The organism is Actinomyces sp. 2119 (assembly GCF_003591215.1).
Taxonomy (GTDB): Bacteria; Actinomycetota; Actinomycetes; order Actinomycetales; family Actinomycetaceae; genus Actinomyces; species Actinomyces lilanjuaniae.
In genome coordinates this window covers 161,277-182,748 of the sequence record NZ_QYRR01000008.1, presented here as the reverse complement: position 1 = coordinate 182,748, position 21,472 = coordinate 161,277, and the positions used below count along the sequence as shown (strand labels likewise).

At 67.6% G+C, this 21,472-nt stretch carries 12 protein-coding genes, 1 tRNA gene and 1 pseudogene; 10 read left to right on the top strand and 4 right to left on the bottom strand.

Going from position 1 to position 21,472, the window contains the following annotated elements:
• From D4740_RS10805 to D4740_RS10790, 4 genes and pseudogenes are all read left to right on the top strand, one after another.
• A pseudogene (locus D4740_RS10805) lies at positions 1–1,724 on the top strand (LamG domain-containing protein); the annotation flags it as partial.
• Between the two features lie 269 nt (positions 1,725–1,993).
• Positions 1,994–3,502, top strand: coding sequence for a hypothetical protein (locus D4740_RS10800; RefSeq protein WP_259390803.1), 1,509 nt, complete (start codon positions 1,994–1,996; stop codon positions 3,500–3,502).
• Between the two features lie 100 nt (positions 3,503–3,602).
• Positions 3,603–4,310: a hypothetical protein gene (locus tag D4740_RS10795; RefSeq protein WP_147392907.1), complete on the top strand. Its 708-nt coding sequence runs from the start codon at positions 3,603–3,605 to the stop codon at positions 4,308–4,310.
• Between the two features lie 508 nt (positions 4,311–4,818).
• Positions 4,819–7,860 (top strand): LamG-like jellyroll fold domain-containing protein, encoded by a 3,042-nt coding sequence (locus D4740_RS10790; RefSeq protein ID WP_119836938.1) that lies wholly within the window; start codon positions 4,819–4,821, stop codon positions 7,858–7,860.
• 188 nt (positions 7,861–8,048) lie between these two features.
• Here the strand turns inward: D4740_RS10790 and D4740_RS10785 are convergent, their stop codons facing one another.
• Positions 8,049–9,188 (bottom strand): glycosyltransferase family 2 protein, encoded by a 1,140-nt coding sequence (locus tag D4740_RS10785; RefSeq protein ID WP_119836937.1) that lies wholly within the window; start codon positions 9,186–9,188, stop codon positions 8,049–8,051.
• A gap of 247 nt (positions 9,189–9,435) precedes the next feature.
• Here D4740_RS10785 and D4740_RS10780 point away from each other — a divergent pair, with 247 nt between their 5' ends.
• Positions 9,436–10,497, top strand: coding sequence for a glycosyltransferase family 2 protein (locus tag D4740_RS10780; RefSeq protein WP_119836936.1), 1,062 nt, complete (start codon positions 9,436–9,438; stop codon positions 10,495–10,497).
• Positions 10,494–11,483 carry a glycosyltransferase family 2 protein gene (locus D4740_RS10775; protein WP_119836935.1) on the top strand — a complete coding sequence of 330 codons (990 nt, stop codon included), beginning with the start codon at positions 10,494–10,496 and terminating at the stop codon, positions 11,481–11,483. The genes D4740_RS10780 and D4740_RS10775 overlap by 4 nt, the downstream gene beginning before the upstream one ends.
• On the opposite strand, the gene D4740_RS10770 is transcribed toward D4740_RS10775, so the two are convergent.
• From D4740_RS10770 to D4740_RS10760, 3 genes are all read right to left on the bottom strand, one after another.
• Positions 11,480–12,757 (bottom strand): hypothetical protein, encoded by a 1,278-nt coding sequence (locus D4740_RS10770; RefSeq protein ID WP_147392906.1) that lies wholly within the window; start codon positions 12,755–12,757, stop codon positions 11,480–11,482. The two genes, D4740_RS10775 and D4740_RS10770, sit on opposite strands and share 4 nt — an antisense overlap.
• On the bottom strand, positions 12,754–13,524 hold the full coding sequence (locus D4740_RS10765; RefSeq protein WP_119836933.1) for a YveK family protein: 771 nt from the start codon (positions 13,522–13,524) through the stop codon (positions 12,754–12,756). The genes D4740_RS10770 and D4740_RS10765 overlap by 4 nt, the downstream gene beginning before the upstream one ends.
• A gap of 79 nt (positions 13,525–13,603) precedes the next feature.
• Positions 13,604–14,308: a TetR/AcrR family transcriptional regulator gene (locus D4740_RS10760; RefSeq protein WP_119836932.1), complete on the bottom strand. Its 705-nt coding sequence runs from the start codon at positions 14,306–14,308 to the stop codon at positions 13,604–13,606.
• Between the two features lie 168 nt (positions 14,309–14,476).
• Between D4740_RS10760 and D4740_RS10755 the strand changes: the two genes are divergently transcribed.
• From D4740_RS10755 to D4740_RS10740, 4 genes are all read left to right on the top strand, one after another.
• Positions 14,477–14,548 (top strand) — tRNA-Gln (locus tag D4740_RS10755).
• Between the two features lie 175 nt (positions 14,549–14,723).
• Positions 14,724–15,722, top strand: coding sequence for a bifunctional N-acetylglucosamine-1-phosphate uridyltransferase/glucosamine-1-phosphate acetyltransferase (locus D4740_RS10750; protein WP_119836931.1), 999 nt, complete (start codon positions 14,724–14,726; stop codon positions 15,720–15,722).
• Positions 15,723–15,863: 141 nt separating this feature from the next.
• Complete coding sequence (locus tag D4740_RS10745) at positions 15,864–16,847, top strand: ribose-phosphate diphosphokinase (RefSeq protein WP_119836930.1); 984 nt, start codon at positions 15,864–15,866, stop codon at positions 16,845–16,847.
• A 250-nt stretch (positions 16,848–17,097) separates the two neighbouring features.
• On the top strand, positions 17,098–21,357 hold the full coding sequence (locus D4740_RS10740) for a DUF5979 domain-containing protein (RefSeq protein ID WP_119836929.1): 4,260 nt from the start codon (positions 17,098–17,100) through the stop codon (positions 21,355–21,357).
• Positions 21,358–21,472: the final 115 nt, after the last annotated feature.

Here is a 21,472-nt window from a genome sequence, read left to right as displayed (position 1 = left end):
CCACGGTGTCGGCGGATGCGTTGCCGACGGTGCAGGTTGATGGTGTGGTGTGGGACCAGGTGGTTGTGGGTGGCACGGTGTATGCGGTGGGGAGCTTCTCGTCGGCGCGGCCTGCGGGTGCTGCTGCGGGGGTGGGTGAGTCTGCTCGTGGCAACGTGCTGGCCTATGACATTGCCACGGGTGAGCTGCTGGAGTGGGCTCCGGTGACTAACGGGGCGGTGAACTCGGTGGACGTGTCGGCGGACGGGTCGGTGATCTACCTGGGTGGTGACTTTACGTCTCTTAATGGTGAGACGACGTGGCGTGTGGGGGCGGTGGACGCTGTGAGCGGGCGGCGGGTGCCGGTGGGTGCCTCGGCGAACGGGTCGGTCAAGGCGGTGGAGGTGTCTGCTGACGGGTCGACGCTGTACGTGGGTGGTGCGTTCACGCAGGTGAACTCCTCGGCTCGTCAGCGTGTGGCGGCGGTGGACCTGGCCACCCAGAGGCTCACCAACTTCTCCCCGGCTGTCCAGGACTATGTGGTGCGTGCTCTGAGCGTCTCCCCGGGCGGGGACTCCGTGGTCGTCGGGGGGTCCTTTACTACCGTGGACGGGACATGGTCGCCGGGACTGGTGCTGCTGGACGCTGACGGTACTGCTCGCCAGCCGGGCGCTGGCCGGGTGATTGCCGCCGGAGGGAGCAGGAGCGCCGTCATGGCGCTTGCCGGGGACGACCGTGGCTTCTACGGGGTCACGTTCTCCCGGACCGGGTCCTTCGAGGGCATGTTCCGGGCGAGCTGGGAGACCGGCGACCTGGACGTCATGGCCGACTGCCACGGCGACTCCTACGACGTCTACCCGGCTGGGGACGTGGTCTACGTGGCCAGCCACGCCCACGACTGCTCCAACATTGGGGGCTTCCCGGACGCGGCACCGAACCAGTACTGGCACGCCCCGGCCTTTACCAACTACGCCACCGGGGAGACCCTGCCTACTACTGACAGCAACTACTACGACTACTCAGGCCAGCCTGCGGCCACCAACCTGCACTTCTACCCCTCCTTCCAGATCGGTTCGTACACGGGGACCAACCAGGCGACGTGGACGGTGGAGGGCAACGACGAGTACGTGGTCTACGGTGGGGAGTTCCTCTCGGTCAACGGCACCGCCCAGCAGGGGCTGGTCCGCTTCGCCCGTCGCGACATCGCCCCCAACCAGGAGGGACCTGTGGACAAGGGAGGCGCCTATCCGTTGACGGCGTCCTCTGAGCAGGCGGGTCGGGTCGACCTGTCCTTCTCCACGAACTGGGACCGTGACGACCAGACCCTCACCTACGCCGTCTACCGGGATGCCGACGCCGCTCGCAGCCTTGAGGACTTCCTCGCTCTGGAGCCGGTGTGGAACCAGCAGGTGGCTTCCTCCTTCTGGCAGGTCTCGACCGTGGAGGTGGCTGACGAGGTCGACCCTGGTAGTACTCACAGCTACGTCGTCGTCGTGTGGGACCGGTGGGGGGCCTGGACGCGCTCGGAGTGGGTACGTCTCACTGCTGCTGACCCAGAGGGCGGAGCGGCGGCGGACGTGGACGAGGGCGCCCCTGCCGGGGAGCAGGCGGGTGAGCCGGCGGGGGACGGACTTGAGGAGGAGCCGGCTGGTGCAGGTGCTGACGGTGAGGACGCTGAGGCTCCTGCCAACCGTGACCAGATTCGGGGTGGTTGGCGTGAGAACGGAAAGAGAGGCGGATTCTAAAGAAGTTGACCGAGCAATATCCTGCTGGGTGACCTCACTGGGTCTGAAGTGTGGTAGGGGAAGTGAAGGCACTGTAGAGCACTGCTCTTGTGTGGTAACTCACCTGCTGGCGGATAGTTTTCTGCCGATGAGTGTTATCTAAGAGTTACAGATGTACTAATCTGCTGGGCGGCGGCCTGTGGCCGTGTACTCGTGAACGGGCAGCCTTCCGCAGTCAGGGTCAGGCTGCACCGCTGCCTCCTTTTTCGTGCCTGATCGGAGTAGCCCTGATGAGATGCCACCGTGCCCGTAGTCTTGCTCGCGGTCTTCTCGCGGCCGCGACCGCCTCCCTCCTGGCGGTCTTCCTCATGGTCCCTGCGGCTCCCGCGCCTGCTGCCGACGCTGCGGCGGCTGTGGCCTCGCCCGAGTCCCTTCCGACCGTTCAGGTCAACGGTGTGGTGTGGGACCAGGAGGTGGTGGGTAGCACCGTCTACGCCGTGGGGAGCTTTGACGCGGCGCGTCCGGCTGGCTCCCCCGAGGGTCAGGAAGAGGTCCCGCGTGCCAACGCCCTGGCCTACGACATCACCACGGGAGAGCTGCTGGACTGGGCGCCGACACTCAACGGGGCTGTCAACGCTGTCGTAGCCTCCGCCGACGGGTCGACCGTGTACCTGGGAGGCTCCTTTACCTCGCTCAACGGGGAGACTACCTGGCGTGTCGGAGCGGTAGAGGCTGGTACTGCCGCCCGCAGGCCGGTGGCGGCGTCCGCCAATGCGACCGTCAGGGATCTTGCGGTCTCGCCCGACGGGGCCACCTTGTACATCGGTGGCGACTTTACCCAGGTCAACTCCTCGGCCCGTCAGCGAGTAGCCGCGGTGGACCTGGTGACGCAGTCCCTCACCGACTTTGCCCCCAAAGTCAGTAACTACGGGGTGCGAGCCGTGGCGGTGTCCTCCGACGGGCAGTCGGTGGCCATCGGGGGCTCCTTCACCAAGGTCAACGGGTCGAGCCGCCCCGGTGAGGGCATGGCCGTCCTGGAGACGGACGGGACGCTGCGTCGTAACCAGATCAGCTCGGTGGTCAGCAACTCAGGCGACAGGTCGGGGATCATGAGCCTGGAGGCGGATGCCCAGGGTCTCTACGCCGTTTCCTACTCCAGGGAGGGCGAGTTCGAGGGGATGCTTCGTGCCGACTGGGACACCGGCGAGATCACCCTCATGGCCGACTGCCACGGCGACTCCTACGATGTCTACCCGGCTGGGGACGTGGTTTATGTGGCCGGCCACACCCACGACTGCTCGAACATCGGCGGGTTCGCGGACCTGGACAACGACTACCGGCATGCTGTCGCCTATGCTGCGTCCCCTTCGGGGACCGTGCAGAGGAACCGGGTACCCGGGTACGTAAGCTACGAGGGGAACCCGGCGACGACGCTTCTGGACGGGTTCCTGCCCCAGTTCCAGATCGGTTCGTACACGGGGACCAACCAGGCGACGTGGACGGTGGAGGGCAACGACGACTACGTCGTCTACGGTGGGGAGTTCCTCTCGGTCAACGGCACCGCCCAGCAGGGGCTGGTCCGCTTCGCTGTGCACGGTGATGCGGGCGCGGGTGGCGTCGACGGGGATGACGCTGCTGCGGATGACGGAGACGACGGGAATGATGAGGACGACGGCAAGGACGGCCGGGACAATGATCAGGGCGACGATGAGGGTGACGATGACGATGAGGATGAGGGCGACGATGAGGATGAGGATGAGGATGACGAGGCAGGGCGTGGACGCGGTGGTCGGCGTTGACGGCGGCGCACAGAGCGGGCTGGGCAGTTACCGGAGAGGGAGTCCTGATCGTGACCCGTGCGGTGTGACGTCCTGGCTACGACACCGTACGCTGCCACCCGTGTCACCATACCGCGAACCAGCCCGAGTGCCCGCCCTCCTGCTTCTTGCCGCAGTCCCTGCCTTCCTCCTGACGGCCTGCTCCCAGGATGAGGGTCGGGACTCGGCCTCGGCCTCCCCGTCCTCCTCTGTGGCGGCGCAGGCTTCCGAGGGGGCTAGCAGCTCGGGGGCCTCCTCGGAGGCGTCGCCCGCTGCTGAGGAGACCCCGTCCCCGGTGGGGACCCCAGACTCGGCGGCGCCCGAGGAGGAGGCCGTCACTCCCGGGAGGTCCGGGGTGGATGAGGAGGCGGTTGCCGCTGGGGACCTGTCTGCTGACCAGTTGGATGCGGTCACGACCGACGAGGCGGTGACGGTTGAGGACGTGGCAACGGTCTCGATCGACCCCATCAGTGCCACAGAGCTGGAGGCTGGCCCCGGTGAGATTGGCGGTCCCGGAGTCGTGGTTCCTGTCAAGGTGACAAATACCTCAGACTCTGCTCTCTCTCTGGCAGGAATGGTGACAACCCTCACCTACGGTTCTGGGGCGGCACCTGCCGGGGAGGTGGGACTGGCCTCTGACGAGGTCCCGGCATCGCTGGCCCCGGGTGAGACGCTTGTTATTGAGCGGGCTTTCTCTGTCCCGGCGGAAGGCCTCGACAGCCTCCAGGTCGTTGTTGACCTGGGAGCTGACTATCCTGCGGCGGTCTTTGAGGGGGCCGCTTCTGGCTGAGCAGCTGCGCTGGTCGTCCTCTCGTCGTCCTCTCAGTCCGTCCTCACGGAGTCTCCCAGGGAGTATCCGGGGCGGAGTCCAGGACCTGAGGGCGTGTCACCCCGCGACCGTCGGTTCTGTCCGCCGTGGTCGCGGGGTGACGTGTGCGTGCGGCGGGTTCTGGGTGAGGCGACTCCGCGCTGCGCGGCTCGCCGGGGGAGCCGGAGGTGTCAAGAGGCGCGACGGCCTTGCGCACTGGCAGGCGCCATCCTGGTGGCGATCCTGGTGGATGCGGCAGCGTGCGGCGTGACGGGACCGGGCTAGTGCCACCAGAGCCAGCAAGGTTCCCGGGACCTGGGGACACAGCGGGCAGCCCTGGGGAGAAGTGGTGATAACCACCAAGACGACGCGCGCGGCTTTGTCGTTGTACGCTTCCTCTGCGGCTCCCTCCAAGCCGCTCCAGGCGCTACGTCCCCAACGTGGCGTTTCCCTTTCTTCTGTGCCCATGAACAGCGTGAATGGAGAACGTGTGAGCGTCCCCCGTCCGGTGCGCAGCCTTGCCGCTGCCGCCTCTGCCTTGTGCCTTGGCGTTACTGCCCTTGTCGCCCCGGTCTCGTCCGCCGTCGCGGACGAGGTGTCCGACGTGTCCGACCCTGCTGAGCCTGCAGCCATTGGAGGGGATCCCACCACGGTGTCGGCGGATGCGTTGCCGACGGTGCAGGTTGATGGTGTGGTGTGGGACCAGGTGGTTGTGGGTGGCACGGTGTATGCGGTGGGGAGCTTCTCGTCGGCGCGGCCTGCGGGTGCTGCTGCGGGGGTGGGTGAGTCTGCTCGTGGCAACGTGCTGGCCTATGACATTGCCACGGGTGAGCTGCTGGAGTGGGCTCCGGTGACTAACGGGGCGGTGAACTCGGTGGACGTGTCGGCGGACGGGTCGGTGATCTACCTGGGTGGTGACTTTACGTCTCTTAATGGTGAGACGACGTGGCGTGTGGGGGCGGTGGACGCTGTGAGCGGGCGGCGGGTGCCGGTGGGTGCCTCGGCGAACGGGTCGGTCAAGGCGGTGGAGGTGTCTGCTGACGGGTCGACGCTGTACGTGGGTGGTGCGTTCACGCAGGTGAACTCCTCGGCTCGTCAGCGTGTGGCGGCGGTGGACCTGGCCACCCAGAGGCTCACCAACTTCTCCGCCCAGGTGGACAACCTCTACGTGCGGACCATCGTCACCGCTCCTGACTCCAGCGCAGTGGCTATCGGCGGCGCCTTCACCTCCGTCGAGGGCTCCGACAAGCCTGGGTTCGGCGTTGCGGTCCTGGAGAACGACGGGAGCCTGCGTCGGAACAACATTAGTTCGGTCGTGCGTAGCGCGGGAATCAACGCCTCGGTCATGGACCTGGAGGCTGACGAGCAGGGGCTCTACGGGGTGGCCTACTCCATGACGGGGTCCTTCGAGGGCATGTTCCGGGCGAACTGGGAGACCGGTGACCTGGACGTCATGGCCGACTGCCACGGCGACTCCTACGACCTGTTCCCAACCTCCGACGTTGTCTACGTCTCCAGCCACGCCCACGACTGCCGTAATATTGGGGGCTTCCCCGAGCAGCGGCGCTTCCACAACGCCGTGGCCTACACCAACTACGCCACAGGTACCGTCGAGACCAGCTACGCCCGTGGCTACCACAGCTATCCGGGCCAGCCGGCGGCCACCAACCTGAACTTCTACCCGGAGTTCAAGCCTGGGACCATCACCCGCACCAACCAGGCGACGTGGACGGTGGAGGGCAACGACGAGTACGTGGTCTACGGCGGGGAGTTCCTCTCGGTCAACGGCACCGCCCAGCAGGGGCTGGTCCGCTTCGCCCGTCGCGACATCGCCCCCAACCAGCAGGGGCCTATGAACAAGGGAGGCGCCTACAAGGTGACGGCCAGCTCCTCGCGCGCCGGGGTGGTCACCGTCTCCTTCCCCGGTAACTGGGACCGTGACGACAAGACCCTCACCTACTCCGTCTACCGGGATACCCGGGACTCCGAGCCGATCTCGACCCAGACGGTGACGGCTGGCTACTGGGAGCTGCCTAGCCTCAGCGCGACCGATGTCGTCGAGCCGGGCAGTACCCATCGCTACCGGGTGGTGGTGACTGACCCCTGGGGGGCCTGGACCCACTCGGACTGGGTAACAGTGACTGCTGCGGAGGGAGAGGCCCTGTCTGACTACGGGGCTCGTGTCCTGACTGACGGCGCGGCCCACTACTGGCCCTTGGACGAGGACAGCGGCACCTCCGCCCAGGACCTTGTTGCTGAGCGTGACCTGCGGCTGAGCGGCTCGCGCTACAGCTGGGGCGCGGAGTCCGTCCTGGACTCGGGCTCTGCCCTGTCCTTCACCTCTGACCGTAACTCCCAGAGCAGTGCCTCTACCGCTACCTCGTCGGTGGCGCCGACGGCTTTCTCAGTCGAGGCGTGGGTGCGTACCACCTCCTCCAGCGGTGGTGCAGTCGTGGGCTTCGGGTCCTCCGCCACAGGAAGCTCCGCCAGCTTTGACCGGGTGGTCTACATGCGTAATGACGGGACGCTGAGCTTCATGCTCAACCCGGGGACACCCAGCACGGTCACCACCTCCACCAGCTACAACGACGGGCAGTGGCACCATGTTGTCGCCTCCTTGAGTCCCACCGCTGGTGCCACCTTGCACGTTGACGGTCGGCTTGAGGCGTTTGAGTCCACTATGACGACTGGTCAGAGCTACACCGGTTTCTGGAGGGTCGGTGGGGATACCTTGGAAGGTGTCAGCGGCGCGCCCTCGACTCACTACATTGAGGGGGACATTGACGAGGTTGCCGTCTACGGTGTCCCGCTGGGTCCCAGCCAGGTTGCTGCGCACTACACCCTGGGCAGCGGCAAGGAGGTAGCGCAGGACGAGCCGGACGCCGATGCTCCGGCGGTGGGAGACGTGCTCCTGGCGGACGACTTCGACCGCACCACCGCCCGTGGCTGGGGCAGTGCCCCGACCGGCGGCCCGTGGAAGGTCACATGGAACGCTCCGTCGTTCTCCACCGAGGAGTCCCAGGGCCGTATCTCCATGGAGGGTGCCCGGTCGTCCTCCTCGGTGAGCTCCCAGGAGATCGACTCCACCTCGACCGAGACGGTGCTGGACTTCTCCCTGGACTCTGCTCCCGGTGGCAACGGGGCCTTTGTCTCCTACGTTGCCCGGGCCAATGACGCTGGCCGCTACCAGGCCACGATGCGTGTGGGCTCTGCCGGGGCTCCAGTTGTCACGGTGGCTAAGGTGGTTGGTGGGCTGGAGACCGCCCTGGGGACGATCGTCCTGGACGAGCCCTACACAGCGGGTCAGGACCTGCACCTGCGCCTGGTCGTCTCCGGTGAGGAGTCCACGACGCTGCAGGCCAGGTTCTGGGCCGGGGACGCCGAGCCGCAGGACTGGGGAGTCGATGTCGTGGACACTGAGAAGACCCTCAACGAGGCCGGGACCGTGGGGATCACCACCTACATGTCCGGGTCGGCCGGTCCGGAGACCGTCACCCTAGCGGTTGACAGCCTCACCGTCACCCAGCACTGAGGGCACCTGACGGCACTGCCTGCTGGGACGGTGCCGACTAGTCTGACGGTGCCGATCTGCCCCCGGGTCCTGATAGCCCGGGGGCAGATCGCGTCCTGCGGAACTGGCCGTCGGTAGGAACTGGCGCTACCGAGCGCCGGGAGACCGCCGGGTAGCCTGTGGGTGCCCAGCCCACCTATCTCAGGCCGCTACCGTTGGGTGGCGTCCTTGTCCGTTGGTGCGGCTCGGGGGCCAGACCGCACGACGGGCTCTGTAGGGTCAGGAAGCAGGCCGCGGCGCACCTGGCGCAGCAGCGTCAGGCCGTCGCGAGTCGCTGTGACTGCGGTGCGCAGCGGCTGGCGCGAGTCCAGCAGCTGGCGCCTACCACCGCGAAGCACGGTCTCACGAGCAGCGGCCAGAGAGGTCACCGCCCAGCGCCGCTGATGAGAACGGTCCAGGTGTAGCCCGGCGTAGAGCAGCCGGTTGCGTATGTTGTAGTAGTAGTAGGTGTCCGACTTGGCGCGTGCACTGTGCCCCTGGGCGTGCGTGCCGCCCTCGTCGTGGATTGCTGTCGTGTCACGGGCCAGCACCAGGCTTCCTCCGGATGCCAGGATGCGTGAGGAGAAGTCAACATCCTCCCAGTACAGGAAGTAGCGGGCGTCAAAACCCCCGACCGCCTCGAACAGCTCACCAGACAGGGCCAGGCAGGCGCCGGACAGCCAGGGGTGAGTCCCTCCGGGTGGTATGGGCTTCTGAGAGCGGCGCGAGCGCATCGAGCCGTCCGCCAGGCACACGACGGCGCCGTCGGAGACGGTGCGTCCGCCAGAGTCGGTGAGAACCGGGGCCACCAGGGCGCTCGGGTTTCCGGCTGCTCTGGTCACCAGCCTGACAAGGTTGGCGCGGTCGATGACAGCATCCGGGTTGAGCAGCACAAGCACCTCAGCACCCTGGCTGAGGGCCTGTGCGGCTCCCAGGTTCATGCCTGCGCCGAACCCGAGGTTGGTCGTTGGCAGTACCGTGGACCAGCCGTGCTCCTCTGCCAGGCCTAGGACGTCGGCGCGTGCCTGAGGACCGGAGTAGCTGTCCACCACCACCACGGCGGCCTCCGGTGCAGCCTGGGCGACCTGGGCGAGGTTGCGGCTCAGGAGAGAGGCGGAATCGTAGCTGACGACGATGATCGCCGTACGCGACAGCAGCCGGGACCCTGACTCGGAGCAGAGAGGCTGGCTCCAGGTCCCTTCTGTCGGCTCCGTCGGCTGCGGCTCGCGCGACGGCGGGGGGCTGCCGGTCGTGCCTGTGCCCGGTACCGGGCGGCCGTGGTCGTCATGGGGGGTGAGCCGGGCAGTCATGTCGTGAGCCTTCCGGAGAGTATGTAGCACAGGCCGACCTGAGGCGCGGTGAGAGCTGGCGACGCCCGGTGCGGACGCGGCAGGGGCGGGACCAGCGTGGACGACGATAGTACCGTTGGCAGGTGGTGCCCAGGCTCCCCGCAGGGAGCGGCAGGCGGGTCTCCCGCTGGTGCAGGTACTGGGCGCGTGTCATGGCTGCTACTGGCAGGAGAAGCCGGGGAGCCGGGAGGGACCAGGAGGAACAGGCATGGTGGAGCCGGTGCTGACCATTGCGATGCTCACCTACAGGCGCAACTCCTACCTGCGGGCAGTCCTGCCCCTGCTGGTGGACCAGGCGGCCAGCGTGGCGCACTGGGCGCGCCCCCGGGTGCTTGTCGTCGACAACGACCCGCAGGCCGGGGCGCGGCCGGTTGTGGTGGCAGCGCTAGACGGGTGCGGGTTCACGGACTTCGGGACCGGTGCCGTCTCCGGCTCCGCAGCTGCTGCGACAGGCCGGGTGGACGTCGGTGGTCTGCGGATTGGGCTGACCTATGTCCACGAGCCTGAGCCAGGTATCGTCGCCGGGCGCAACCGTGCCCTGGACGAGGCCCGCGACGACGATCTCCTGGTGTTCATCGACGACGACGAGACCCCCGAACCAGGCTGGCTGGCTGCCCTGGTGGCACAGTGGAGGACGACGCGGTGCGCTGCGGTGACCGGGCCGACTCCGGCTGACTTTGCTGAGCCTCCCCCGCCGTGGGTGGAGGCCTCGGGGGCCTTTGACTCCTGGCAGGCTGAGGACGGCGCCCAGGTGGGCAGCGCCGACACAGGTAACCTCCTGCTCGACCTGGCAGTCGTGCGGCGCCTGGGATTGCGCTTTGACCCCAGGTACGGGTTGACGGGGGGCGAGGACTCCCTGTTCACTCGGCAGCTGACCCGGGCCGGGGGCGTGATCCGGTTTGCCACCGGGGCGGTGGTCAGTAAGAAGGTTCCCCGGCAGCGGGCCACCCGGGCCTGGGTGCTTCGTCGTGCCTTCCGCTCTGGCTCCTCCTGGGTGCGGGTACGCGTAGACACTGCAGGGCGCGTGAGACTCCCCCTGCGAGTCGCCTATGCCGCCAAGGGCGCGGCCAAGGCGGGAGCGGACTTCGTGCGCGGCGCAGGAGCCCGGCTACGGGGCGACCTGAGCGCCCAGGCCCGTTACGAGGTCTCCTCCCGTGGCGGCCTGGGAATGGTGGTAGGCGCCTGTGACGTGCGGGTGCGCGAGTACGGGCGCCCTGGACACCGGCTCGCACGACACGTGGGTGGCAGCCGTACAGGAGGGAGGCGATGAACGGCGCAGTGGTGGGCACACCCCAGCTGGCAGCCGTACTGACCGTGGCTGTCCCGACCTTCCGTCGTCCACGGGAGGTGGCGCGTGCTGTAGCCGCGGTCAGAGCCCAGCTCGGTGACGTGGTGCCCAGGTACGTCTCGCGTGCCGAGGTGCTCGTCGTGGACAACGACCCGGCAGGCTCGGCCCGTGGCGCCGTGGAGGCGCTCATGGAGGCCGTCCCCACCCCGGGGGACCGTCCCGGATCGACCCGTTATGTCGTGGAGCCCAGACCCGGAGTGGCTGCGGTGCGCAACCGGGCACTGGAGGAGGCGAAGGACAGCGACCTTCTGGTGTTCATCGACGACGACGAGACCCCCGAGCCGTCCTGGCTGGAGTCCCTGCTGGGGCTGCGTGCCTCCACAGGCTGCCAGGCAGTTGCCGGGCCGGTAGTCCCTGACTACGAGGTCGAGCCTGACGCCTGGGTCGTCGCGGGAGAGTTCTTTGTCCGTAGGACCTGGCCCACAGGGACGGTCAGGCCGGTGGCGGCCTCCAACTGCCTGCTGCTGGACCTCAGGTTCGTGAGGGAGGAAGGCCTCGTCTTTGACGAGGCCTTCGGGGCAACCGGGGGAGAGGACACGCTCTTCACCCGCCAGCTCACCGACTGTGGTGGTGTCATCCGCTGGTGCGACGAGGCTCGTGTGCGCGACCATGTCCCGGCATCGCGGCTGGACCACCAGTGGATCCTGCGTCGCCAGCGCTCTCACGCCGCGACGGGGGTCCGTGTGGCGCTTGCCCGCGCCGGGACGGGACTGCACGCGGGTATTCGCGGACGCGCCCTGCTCGGTGGCGCCCTGCGGGTCGGTGCTGGTGGCCTGCGGATGGCCGTCGGGCTCCTGCCGGGGCAGCTGCAGCATGCTGCCAAAGGTGCCCGGCTGGTGGCGCGGGGTCAGGGAATGGTCGGTGCCAGCCTTGGTCGCAGGACCCATGAGGAGTACGGCCGCTCCTAGGAGCGGACCAGGAGCGCAGAGTCAGGGTGCCGGGAAGGCGTGCCAGTCCCGCTCCCGCCCAGAGGTGCCTGCACCATGGCGCTTCCCAGGACCAGGGGCAGGTAGGCAGGCAGCACCGCCCAGGGCCCGACAAGCACGTTCTGGACGATGACGAGGCTGGCGACACACAACCAGGGGGTCACACGCAGGCTGCCCAGGTCCCGCACCATGGCAAGGAGGGTGAGCCACAGGACAGTCAGTACCAGCGCCGCTCCCGGCAGGGAGCCCGCGATCCAGACGTCGGCCAGACCGGAGTGGAGCTCGAAGCCGTTGCCGAACATGAAGTTCTCTACGTATCCGTTGGCGGGGTCGTACCCCAGGGCCGCCATGCCCTCCTTGGCCACGCGGACATCCTCGTAGCGGGGCATGACCCCGGCGCCGTAGCCCCAGGGGCGGCTGAGGAAGAGTGCCCAGGAGCCTCCGAGCTCGGGACGGGCGGCCAGGAGGAAGCCTGCGGGCCCGGAGGCCTGGGCCACGGTACGTTCCTGGGCGTCCTCGCCCAGGGAGCCGGTGGAGGAGGCGAGCAGGACCCCCAGGACGGCAGTGGCACCGACGGCGGCCAGGGCTAGGACCTGGGTCAGTGCCAGGCGCCGAGGCTGAGCAGGCTGCCACCGCATCCAGGCAGCGACCGCCTGCCAGCACACGATCCCTGCGGTGATAGCCAGGAAGGCCAGGCTTGAGCGTGCGTCGGAGACTAGGAAGGTGGCGGCCAGGGCGGCCAGGGCGGCCAGCTGGACCAGGCGCCCGTACCGGTCCGCAGCGACCAGGACCACCAGGCTCACCGCCGCACCGACACCGAACTTCCACGGGTTGGGGGAGCTGCCCAGCAGACGCATGGAGTCCAGTACCATGCCGCTACTCAGGGCCAGAGCAGCACCACGGGTGCCCAGGCGCTGCGCCGCCCAGACGAAGGCGGCCGCTGAGGCGGGCACGCCGAGAAGACTCAGGATGATGTTGCGCTGGGCGGAGGCCATGACGCTGAAGTCCGGGTCTGCGAGCCACGACAGAGCCAGCCCGGTGAGGGCGGCCAGAACCGCTGTCACGAGAAGAGGGGAGAACAGGCGCTGGCGTCGTACTGTGGGCCACGTCATGGGCAGCGCTGCCAGTGCCACACAGTCCGCCGTGGCCATGGACCCGACCAGCTCGCGGCGGACTCCGACCAGCACCATGAGGAGGGCTGCCAGGACCAGGACGCTCCTGCTCTGCAGACGCACTCGCCCGGTAACGGGAGTCATCCGGCTCGCGGCTGCCTGGTGGGTCCACCAGGGTAGGTGCCCGTCCCGGTGCGGGCCGAGCCCCCAGTAGTCTCACTGTCCCCAGCGCCCCCGGTATTCCTGCCGCCCTTCTCTGCGTCCTTGGGGCGCCCCAGGAGGACCAGGGGGGCGACGGTGTGGGCCTCAGGGTCCCTGCGCTGAAGGACGTAGAGCAGCAGCGCCATCCCCGCACCGGCTGCCAGGCCCACGACGGCGCCGACCATCATCGTGCGCGAGGTGGGCAGGCTGGAGGGGGTGGAGGGCAGCGAGGCCGCGTCCAGGACGGCCAGCGTGAGAGTCAGGTCGCTGTTCTGGCTCCTCTCAGACAGGTCCCGGGCGGCGGAGTCCAGTGCCGCGATCTCAGCCTCGGCGATGGCCTGGGCCTGGCCGGGGTCGGAGTGGGAGGCCTGGACCTCAATGATGATCGTCTCCGTCTTGGTGGAGATAGTCACGGAGCGGCGCACCTCGTCCTCGCTGAGCCCTGTGGCCTCGGCAACCTGGGACAGAGCAGCCTCTGAGGTCCCCATCTCCACGAGGGTAGGCATGATGTTCTTCATGTAGTTGAGGACGCTGTCGTTGGTCTGGGAGGAGTCTGGCTGCTCGGTGCCCACGTTCGCGCTCGCGGTCGAGGTGTACACCGGGGGAGTCAGCAGGCCCAGCACAAGGCCCAGCACGGCGCCCAGGACGACGTGCAGGGCGACAAGGACGATGTTCTTGCGCAGGGCGGCGACGACAGTTTCCGGGTCCATGGGCTCCGTTCCGGTGGTGGCTCCGCTGGTGGGCAGGAGCAACCAGACTAGCGCGTGCGAGGTCAGTCCGCCCGGGACGTTATGACGCCGTTGTCACGTCGTCGGTGCTGTCGGCGTCGTCGGTGCCGTGGGCGGGGACGTCGTCGGCCCGGAGCACGGGGTCTGGTTCCAGCCCGCTCAGGCCGTTCCAGGCCAGGTTGACCACGTGGGCGGCGACCTCCTCCTTGCTCATCGTGACCTGCTCCGTGTTCATTGTGCGGTTTCTCAACCACCACTGTGACGGGGTCGCGACCATTCCCACCAGCATCTGGGCGTACAGGGGGGCGGTGCGCGGGTCGAGCCCATGGGCGCAGAACCGGGAGGCCAGGATCCCGGAGACCTGGACGGCGACGTCGGCCAGCAGGGTGGAGTAGGAGCCTGCGGCCCTGCCCGAGCCGGCGGACAGGATCTGGAAGCCGTCCGAGGAGCTCTCGATGTAGGTCAGCAGGGCTAGGGCCGCCCGCTCGGTGATGACGGACGCGGACCGTGCGGAGCCGAGAGCCTCGGTAATCGTCGCGGAGATCGCGGCCAGCTCCCGGTCGACGATGGTGGCGTACAGGCCCTCCTTCCCCCCGAAGTGCTCATACACCACAGGTTTGGACACCTGTGCCCGTGCCGCGACCTCCTCGATGCTGGTGGCCTCGAATCCCTTCTCCGCGAAGAGGCCCCGAGCGACGTCGATGAGCTGCTCACGACGCTCGGAGGCGCTCATCCGGCGGGAACGCTTGCCGTTTCTGACGGACATGGCTCCATCATGCCGTGCTGTCTCCGTGTCTTCATGCCGTCTCCAAGAGCTCAGGAAGCCTGCCGTCGGGGCGCCGTGACAGCGGCAGTGACGACACCTCTGCGGCTCCGCCCACATCCTGGTGCCTCCGTGAGACACTATGCCCGCGCGCCTCCCCAGAGGCGGCGTTCCGCCCTGGTGTAGCGGCAGCACGCAGGCCTTTGGAGCCTTGAGGCCCGGGTTCGAGTCCTGGGGGCGGAGCGACGTACTATGTGGCTGCCCAGGCCCGTCGGGCGCGGAAGGCGCTCGGCGGTGTGCCCTGGGCGTCCCAGGTACGCACAAGTAATCAAGGGGCACGTCACAGGCGCGTTGCCAGCCAGTCATCTGTCCGGTGCACCGGGTTTCCGGGTGCCGGGCACCACCGAGGAGAGGACACGTGGCTTCTACCGCTCCCGCCGCCGTCATCGTCATGGCCGCTGGCAAAGGAACCCGCATGCGCTCGGCTACGCCCAAGGTGCTCCACGCCATCGGCGGCCGTACCCTCCTGGACCATGCAGTGACCGCTGCCAGGGGCCTGGATCCGCAGTACCTGGCTGTCGTCGTGCGTCACGAGCGTGACGCCGTCGTCGCCCACCTGGCTCAGGTAGCGCCGCAGGCCCTCGCGGTGGACCAGGACGAGGTCCCCGGCACCGGACGCGCCGTGGCCTGCGGGCTGGCGGCACTGCCCGAGGACCTCACCGGAGGGGTCGTCGTCACCAGCGGGGACGTCCCGCTGCTCGACACCGCCACGCTGGAGGCGCTTGTGGCCCAGCACGCCGAGCGTGGCGATGCTGTCACCGTGCTGACCACCGAGCTGGAGGACCCCGGTGGCTACGGGCGTGTCCTGCGTGAGCCGGACGGTGCGGTCGGCGCGATCGTCGAGGAGCGTGACGCCACCCAGGCCCAGCGGGCGGTCAGGGAGGTCAACGCCGGCGTCTACGTCTTCGACGCCGAGCACCTGAGGCAGGCTCTGGCGACACTAGGAACCGACAACGACCAGGGAGAGGTCTATCTCACCGACGTCGTCGCCCATGCCCACCGGGCCGGGCACCCTACCAGCGCCCTCGTGGTCGATGACCACTGGTTGGTGCAGGGGTGCAACGACCGCGCCCAGCTGGCTGAGCTCGGTGCTGAGCTCAACCGTCGTGTCCTGTCTGGCTGGATGGCCCAGGGAGTGGGGGTGGTGGACCCGGCGTCGGCCTGGGTGGACGTCACCGTGGAGCTGGCTCAGGACGTCCTCCTGGAGCCTGGTGTCCTGCTGCGGGGGAGGACCCGGCTGGGGCAGGGCGTGCGCGTCGGGGCCTACGCGATCTTGGAGGACGTCGAGATACCGCCCGGGGCCGTCGTGCCTCCTTTCAGCCACCTGGGTGCCGATGACACCGGTGGTGAGCGCTGAGACCAGACCGGGAGCCTGGTGGGCGCCTGCTCGGGGTTCCTGCCGACACCGGTGGCAGCGCGTGCCACGGCACGGCTGCCGCAGCACTACAGGTACGGCCACGCACCACAGCCGCGGCGGCGGCGAGAAGGGATCCATGTCATGACAGGCATCATCACCACCGGCGAGAAGCGGCTGGTCATTGTCTCCGGGAGGGCTCACCCCGAGCTGGCCCAGGGGGTTGCTGCTGAGTTGGGGACGGAGGTCCTGTCCTCCACGGCCTACGACTTCGCCAACGGAGAGACCTACGTCCGCTTCAATGAGTCGGTGCGGGGATGCGACGCCTTCGTGCTGCAGTCTCACGGTGACCGTGTCAACGACTGGCTCATGGAGCAGCTCATCATGGTTGACGCCCTCAAGCGAGCCTCAGCCAAGCGTATTACCGTGGTGGCGCCCTTCTTCCCCTACGCCCGCCAGGACAAGAAGCACCTGGGGCGCGAGCCTATCTCAGCCCGTCTGGTGGCAGACCTGTACCAGACAGCGGGCGCGGACCGCCTCATGAGCGTGGACCTGCACACCTCCCAGGAGCAGGGGTTCTTTGACGGTCCCTGGGACCACCTGTGGGCGCAGCCGGTCCTGGTGGACTACGTGCGGACCCGGGTGGTCCCCGCTAACGCCACGGTGGTCTCCCCGGACGCGGGGCGTATCCGTGTGGCCGAGCGCTGGGCCAGCGCCCTGGGCGGGACCCCCCTGGCTTTTGTCCACAAGACGCGTGACGTCACGCGTCCCAACGAGTCCGTAGCCAACCGGGTGGTCGGTGACGTGGAGGGTCGCTCCTGCGTCCTGGTTGACGACATGATCGACACCGGGGGCACGATTGCCAAGGCGGTCCAGGTCCTGCTGGGCTCCGGGGCCAAGGACGTCATCGTGGCGGCCACCCACGGCGTGCTCTCCGGGCCCGCGGTAGACCGCCTGTCCTCCTGCGGCGCCCGCGAGGTCATCGTTACCGACACGCTGCCGATCCCCGTGGGTAAGCAGTTCGACCAGCTGACGATCCTGCCGATCGCCCCGCTACTGGCTCGCGCGGTCAAGGCCGTGTTCGATGACGGCAGTATCACCTCCCTCTTTGACGCCATGGGGGCGTGAGTCCTCGGCTCCCCTTCCGGTTCCGTAGATGTTTTGCAGTTTCTGACAGTGCCTCGGGGTGCGGGCTTATAGGTTCTCTTAGTGGGCCTGTAAGCGGATTGCAGGGGCGCAGGCCTGGGTAAGTATCGGTTCCGTAAAAGTACCTCCTTTTTAGTGCTGAGAGGTTGCGGCTTCGGGACAGGCATTAATACTCTGGGTCGTCCGTTGCTCTGCATGGTGCAGGCATTTTGATCTCGAAAAGGTCTCATCTATGAAATCCATTGCCGTCCGTGCGGCTGCGCCCCGACGGGGGGCTGGCCGTGCTGGCGCCTGTCTGGCCCTGCTGGCCATGGTGGTGACCATGGTGGTGCCGGTCCTGGCTCCCGCGCCCGCCCATGCTGACGTCAATACCGGCATCACGATCTCCAACTTGAGGCTGGCCAAGACGGATGCCTCGGAGAACCCGCAGTCAGGAAACCTGGACGCAGGCAGCTCGATTGCGCTCATAACCTTTGACTGGGACGCTAGCAACGCCGATCTCAGGGACGGGGACTCCTTCTCCATCGACCTGCCTGAGGAGCTCAGGTTCCGGGTGCCCCAGACGCGCGCCTTCACCCACTTTGTTGACGGTGTGGAGACGGAGGTCGGTACCTGCGTCATCGCGGAGACCAATATGACCTGCACCTTTAACGAGGTGCTGCCGCTTCTCATCCGCCAGGGCTACAACCTCCTGTCCGGGTCCGGCAAGATCCAGGGGGTGGCTGTCAAGTCCACCACGGAGGAGGAGCTTCCCTTCACCGTCAACGGCTCGCAGACCGTCATGGTGGACCTGCCCGGGCAGGGCGGTATCACCGCGCAGCAGATACGCTACGTTCCCGACGCCCTGAGCAAGGGGGCTACCGCCATGTCCGAGAGGTCAACTGGTGTGACATGGGTCATTGGCTTCGGTACTGAGAGACTTCAAGAGGAGTACGCCGCTAACGGGGTGGACGTGACCTTTGACGGTCAGACCGTCCACGAGATCGAGCTCACCGACCTCCTGGGGCCCGGTCAGTCCTTCCCTGATGGGAACCTGACCTCGTGGCGACTCACTCGGCGCAACTCTGCCACAGAGTCGAACCCGCAGACGGCTCAGGTGGTCTTGGCCAACGGTGCAGAGAGCTCGCGGGTCACCGTGCTGGGGGAGTTCAGCCTCAAGGTGGTCTACGGCCAGGAGACCGACTCGGGTCAGAGCGCCCGGATCGTGCTGACCGGCCCCTTTGCCCCCCAGAGCAACTACCAGCTGATCTATGACACCAGAGCCACGACCGAGGACGGCCTGGCTGTCCCCGGGTTTATCTATGAGAACTACGTGTCCATCGACGGCACCAGTTTTGAGCGCGACGCCACCAAGTCCTTCCTGGACTCTTTCTCTCTGACCGTCAACATGCGGCTGGGGTACGGCACCTTCTCCCTGGACAAGTACGTGACCGGCCCGGCCTCCGACCAGGTGCCTGCGGGCTCTACCTTCACGGTCAACCTCAGCTACCAGCTGCCGGAGGGCACGACCCGGGCGACCTACCCGGAGTGGGAGCCTCCGGGGACCCTCAACGCTGACCAGGCCAGTGGCACCGCCTCCTACGAGGTCATCACGGGGCGCAAGAACGTCTTTGTCGGTCCGAACCCGCCGGTGACCTTCCCTGCCGGGACCGTGGTTACCCTGACCGAGGCTGAGCCCTCCGTCCCCCTGCCCGAGGGCTACAGCTGGGGCGAGAGCCTGTTCGTGGTGGGCGGCATTCCGACCAGTACTCTGACGATCGCCAACCAGCAGGTCCTCGGTGCTGAGCTGACCAATATGGTCAGGGCCGAGCCGTCCACCTTTGAGGTCGTCAAGACCGCCTCGGGCGCCCCCGGAGTCGCGGACAAGGACTACACCTTCACCTACACCTGCTCCGACGGACAGGAGGGCACCCTGGTGGCCAGGGGGGACGGCACCCCGGTGCGTGAGACCGGCACGTCCTTCGAGGTCGGCACTACCTGCACCATCACGGAGTCCACCGAGGGTGTTGGGGTGAGCGGCTACAACCTGGAGGCCCCTCTGTCCCAGCGTCTGCGCATCGCCGCAGGTTCCGACGCCGTGGCCCAGGCCGAGTTCACCAACACCTACGTGCCTCGCACAGGTACCTTCACGGTGGCTAAGACGGTGGCCGGGGAGGGTGACTTCGCCCTGGACAAGTTCTCCTTCAGCTACACCTGCACCGACGGTACCGAGGGAACTCTGGAGGCCTACGGCACCGGCCGTGCGGTCAGCAGCCCCGAGATCGCTGAGGGTGCTACCTGTGAGATCACCGAGGACGCGGGGGTGGCCGCCAAGGAGGGCTACTCCGTGGACTCCCAGCTGTCCGACTCCACGGTGACCATCTCTCAGGACGCACCTGTGGCCGTGACTGCGGTCAATACCTACACCAAGGACGAGGGCACCTTCTCCGTGGCCAAGTCTGTGGCTGGTGACGGTGACTTCTCCGGTGACACCTTCGTCTTCGACTACACCTGCTCCACGGGTGAGAGCGGCACGCTGGAGGTTCCCGGTGACGGGACCGCGGTGTCTTCTCCCGTGCTGCCTGCAGGCGCCGTCTGTGAGGTGGCCGAGCAAGAGGGTTCTGCCGCCAGGCAGGGCTACTCGGTGGACACCGAGCTCTCTGGGGGGAAGGTGACTATCGTCACGGGCGAGGACACTGCCGTGACCGCGACCAACACCTACACCCAGGACACGGGAACCTTCTCCGTGACCAAGGAGGTTGCCGGTGACGGGGACTTCGGGGGCGCCACCTACTCCGTGGCCTATGAGTGCACGCTGCCTGACGGCTCCACGAGCTCGGACACGCTCGGTGTCGCTGGCGGCGGCACTGTCAACGGTCCGAGCCTGCCGGTGGGGACCCAGTGCGTCGTGAATGAGGAGGACGCCTCCCGGGCTGGCTACGCCCTGGCCACCAGTACGACCGTGGACGGTGAGCAGGGCTCGTCCCTGACCATCGCTAAGGACGTTACCCGTGCGGTTGTCGTCACCAACACCTACACCCAGCAGACTGGTGGCTTCGAGGTCGCCAAGACGGTGGACGGCGACGCCTCTGCTGGGGCGCCGGAGCAGTTCGTCTTCGGCTACACCTGCACCACGGATGACGGCTCGGACCCCTCCGGTGAGGTGGTTGTCAGGGCTGGGGAGTCCGCGCACGTGGAGGTACCCGTGGGTGAGTGCGTCGTCACCGAGCGTGACGCCTCGGTGAGCGGGGCCGACCTGACTACAGCCATGACCGTGGACGGCCAGGCTGCTGAGGCCCAGGCCGACCAGGCCACAGTCACAGTGACCGAGGGCTCTGCTGTCGCGGTGGAGGTCACTAACACCTACACCGCACACCGGGGTACCTTCTCGGTGGCCAAGACCACCGAGGGGCTCGTCGAGGGCACCGGGCTGGGTGAGCGGGAGTTCTCCTTCTCCTATACCTGCGCCGACGGCTCGCAGGGCACGCTGAGCGCCAAGGCCGACGGCCAGGCGGTCCAGGCCGAGCAGAGCTTCGCGGTGGGCACTGAGTGCACCGTTACCGAGAACGCTGGTTCCGCCCAGATTGAGGGCTACGACCTGACCGTGCCTGAGGACCAGACGGTATCGATCACGGAGCAGGACCAGGTGGCGGCTACGTCCTTCACCAACACCTACACCCCTCAGACCGGTAGCTTTACGGTGTCCAAGGCTGCCACCGGTGCTGACGAGGCTGAGGGTCTGGAGGGCAAGGAGTTCTCCTTCTCCTACATCTGTGACGATGGTACTGAGGGCACGCTGGTGGCCAAGGCTGACGGCCAGGCTGTGGACGCCGAGGCCGACGTGGTCCTGGGCAGCGAGTGCACGGTCTCCGAGGACACCGACGCCGCGGCGATTGAGGGTTACGACCTGGATGAGCCGGAGGCCCAGAAGGTGACCGTGGATTCCAAGGACACGCCTGGTGTGATCAACGTGACCAACGCCTACACCAAGCAGGCGGAGCCGGAGCCGGAACCCAGTCCAAGCCCCAGCGAGGGGCCTGCGGGTGAGCCGAGTCCTTCGGCTGGTGCGAGTGAGGAGCCGGCTGCCCCACCGGCCACGACCACTCCGAGTGAGGCCTCTGAGGGGCCTGCGGGTGAGCCGAGTCCTTCGGCTGGTGCGAGTGAGGAGTCGGCTGCCCCACCGGCCACGACCACTCCGAGTGAGGCCTCTGAGGGGCCTGCGGGTGAGCCGAGTCCTTCGGCTGGTGCCAGTGAGGAGTCGGCTGCCCCACCGGCCACGACCACTCCCTCGGAGGCGTTGGCTGGCCAGGACGGCTCGTCAGCCTCGTCCAGCCCGAGCCCCTCAACAGCGGCGGGTGGCGCAGCTACCGGCTCGGCTCCCCCCAAGACCGCCTCAACAGCCCCTTCCACGGGGTCCCTGGCCAGGACCGGTGTCACGATCCTGCTGCCGATTGCCATCGCCCTGGCAGCGATCGCCGGAGGGGTCGCGCTCCTGCGCCGTCGCCGGTTGTGATGCCTGTCCTGTAAGGGCGCCTGCGCGAGCACTCGCGGGCCCAGAACCGTGACCCAGATACTCTGGCAATAGTTCTGAACCCCACGGGAAGGGGCCGCTCACCTGTCACTGGTGA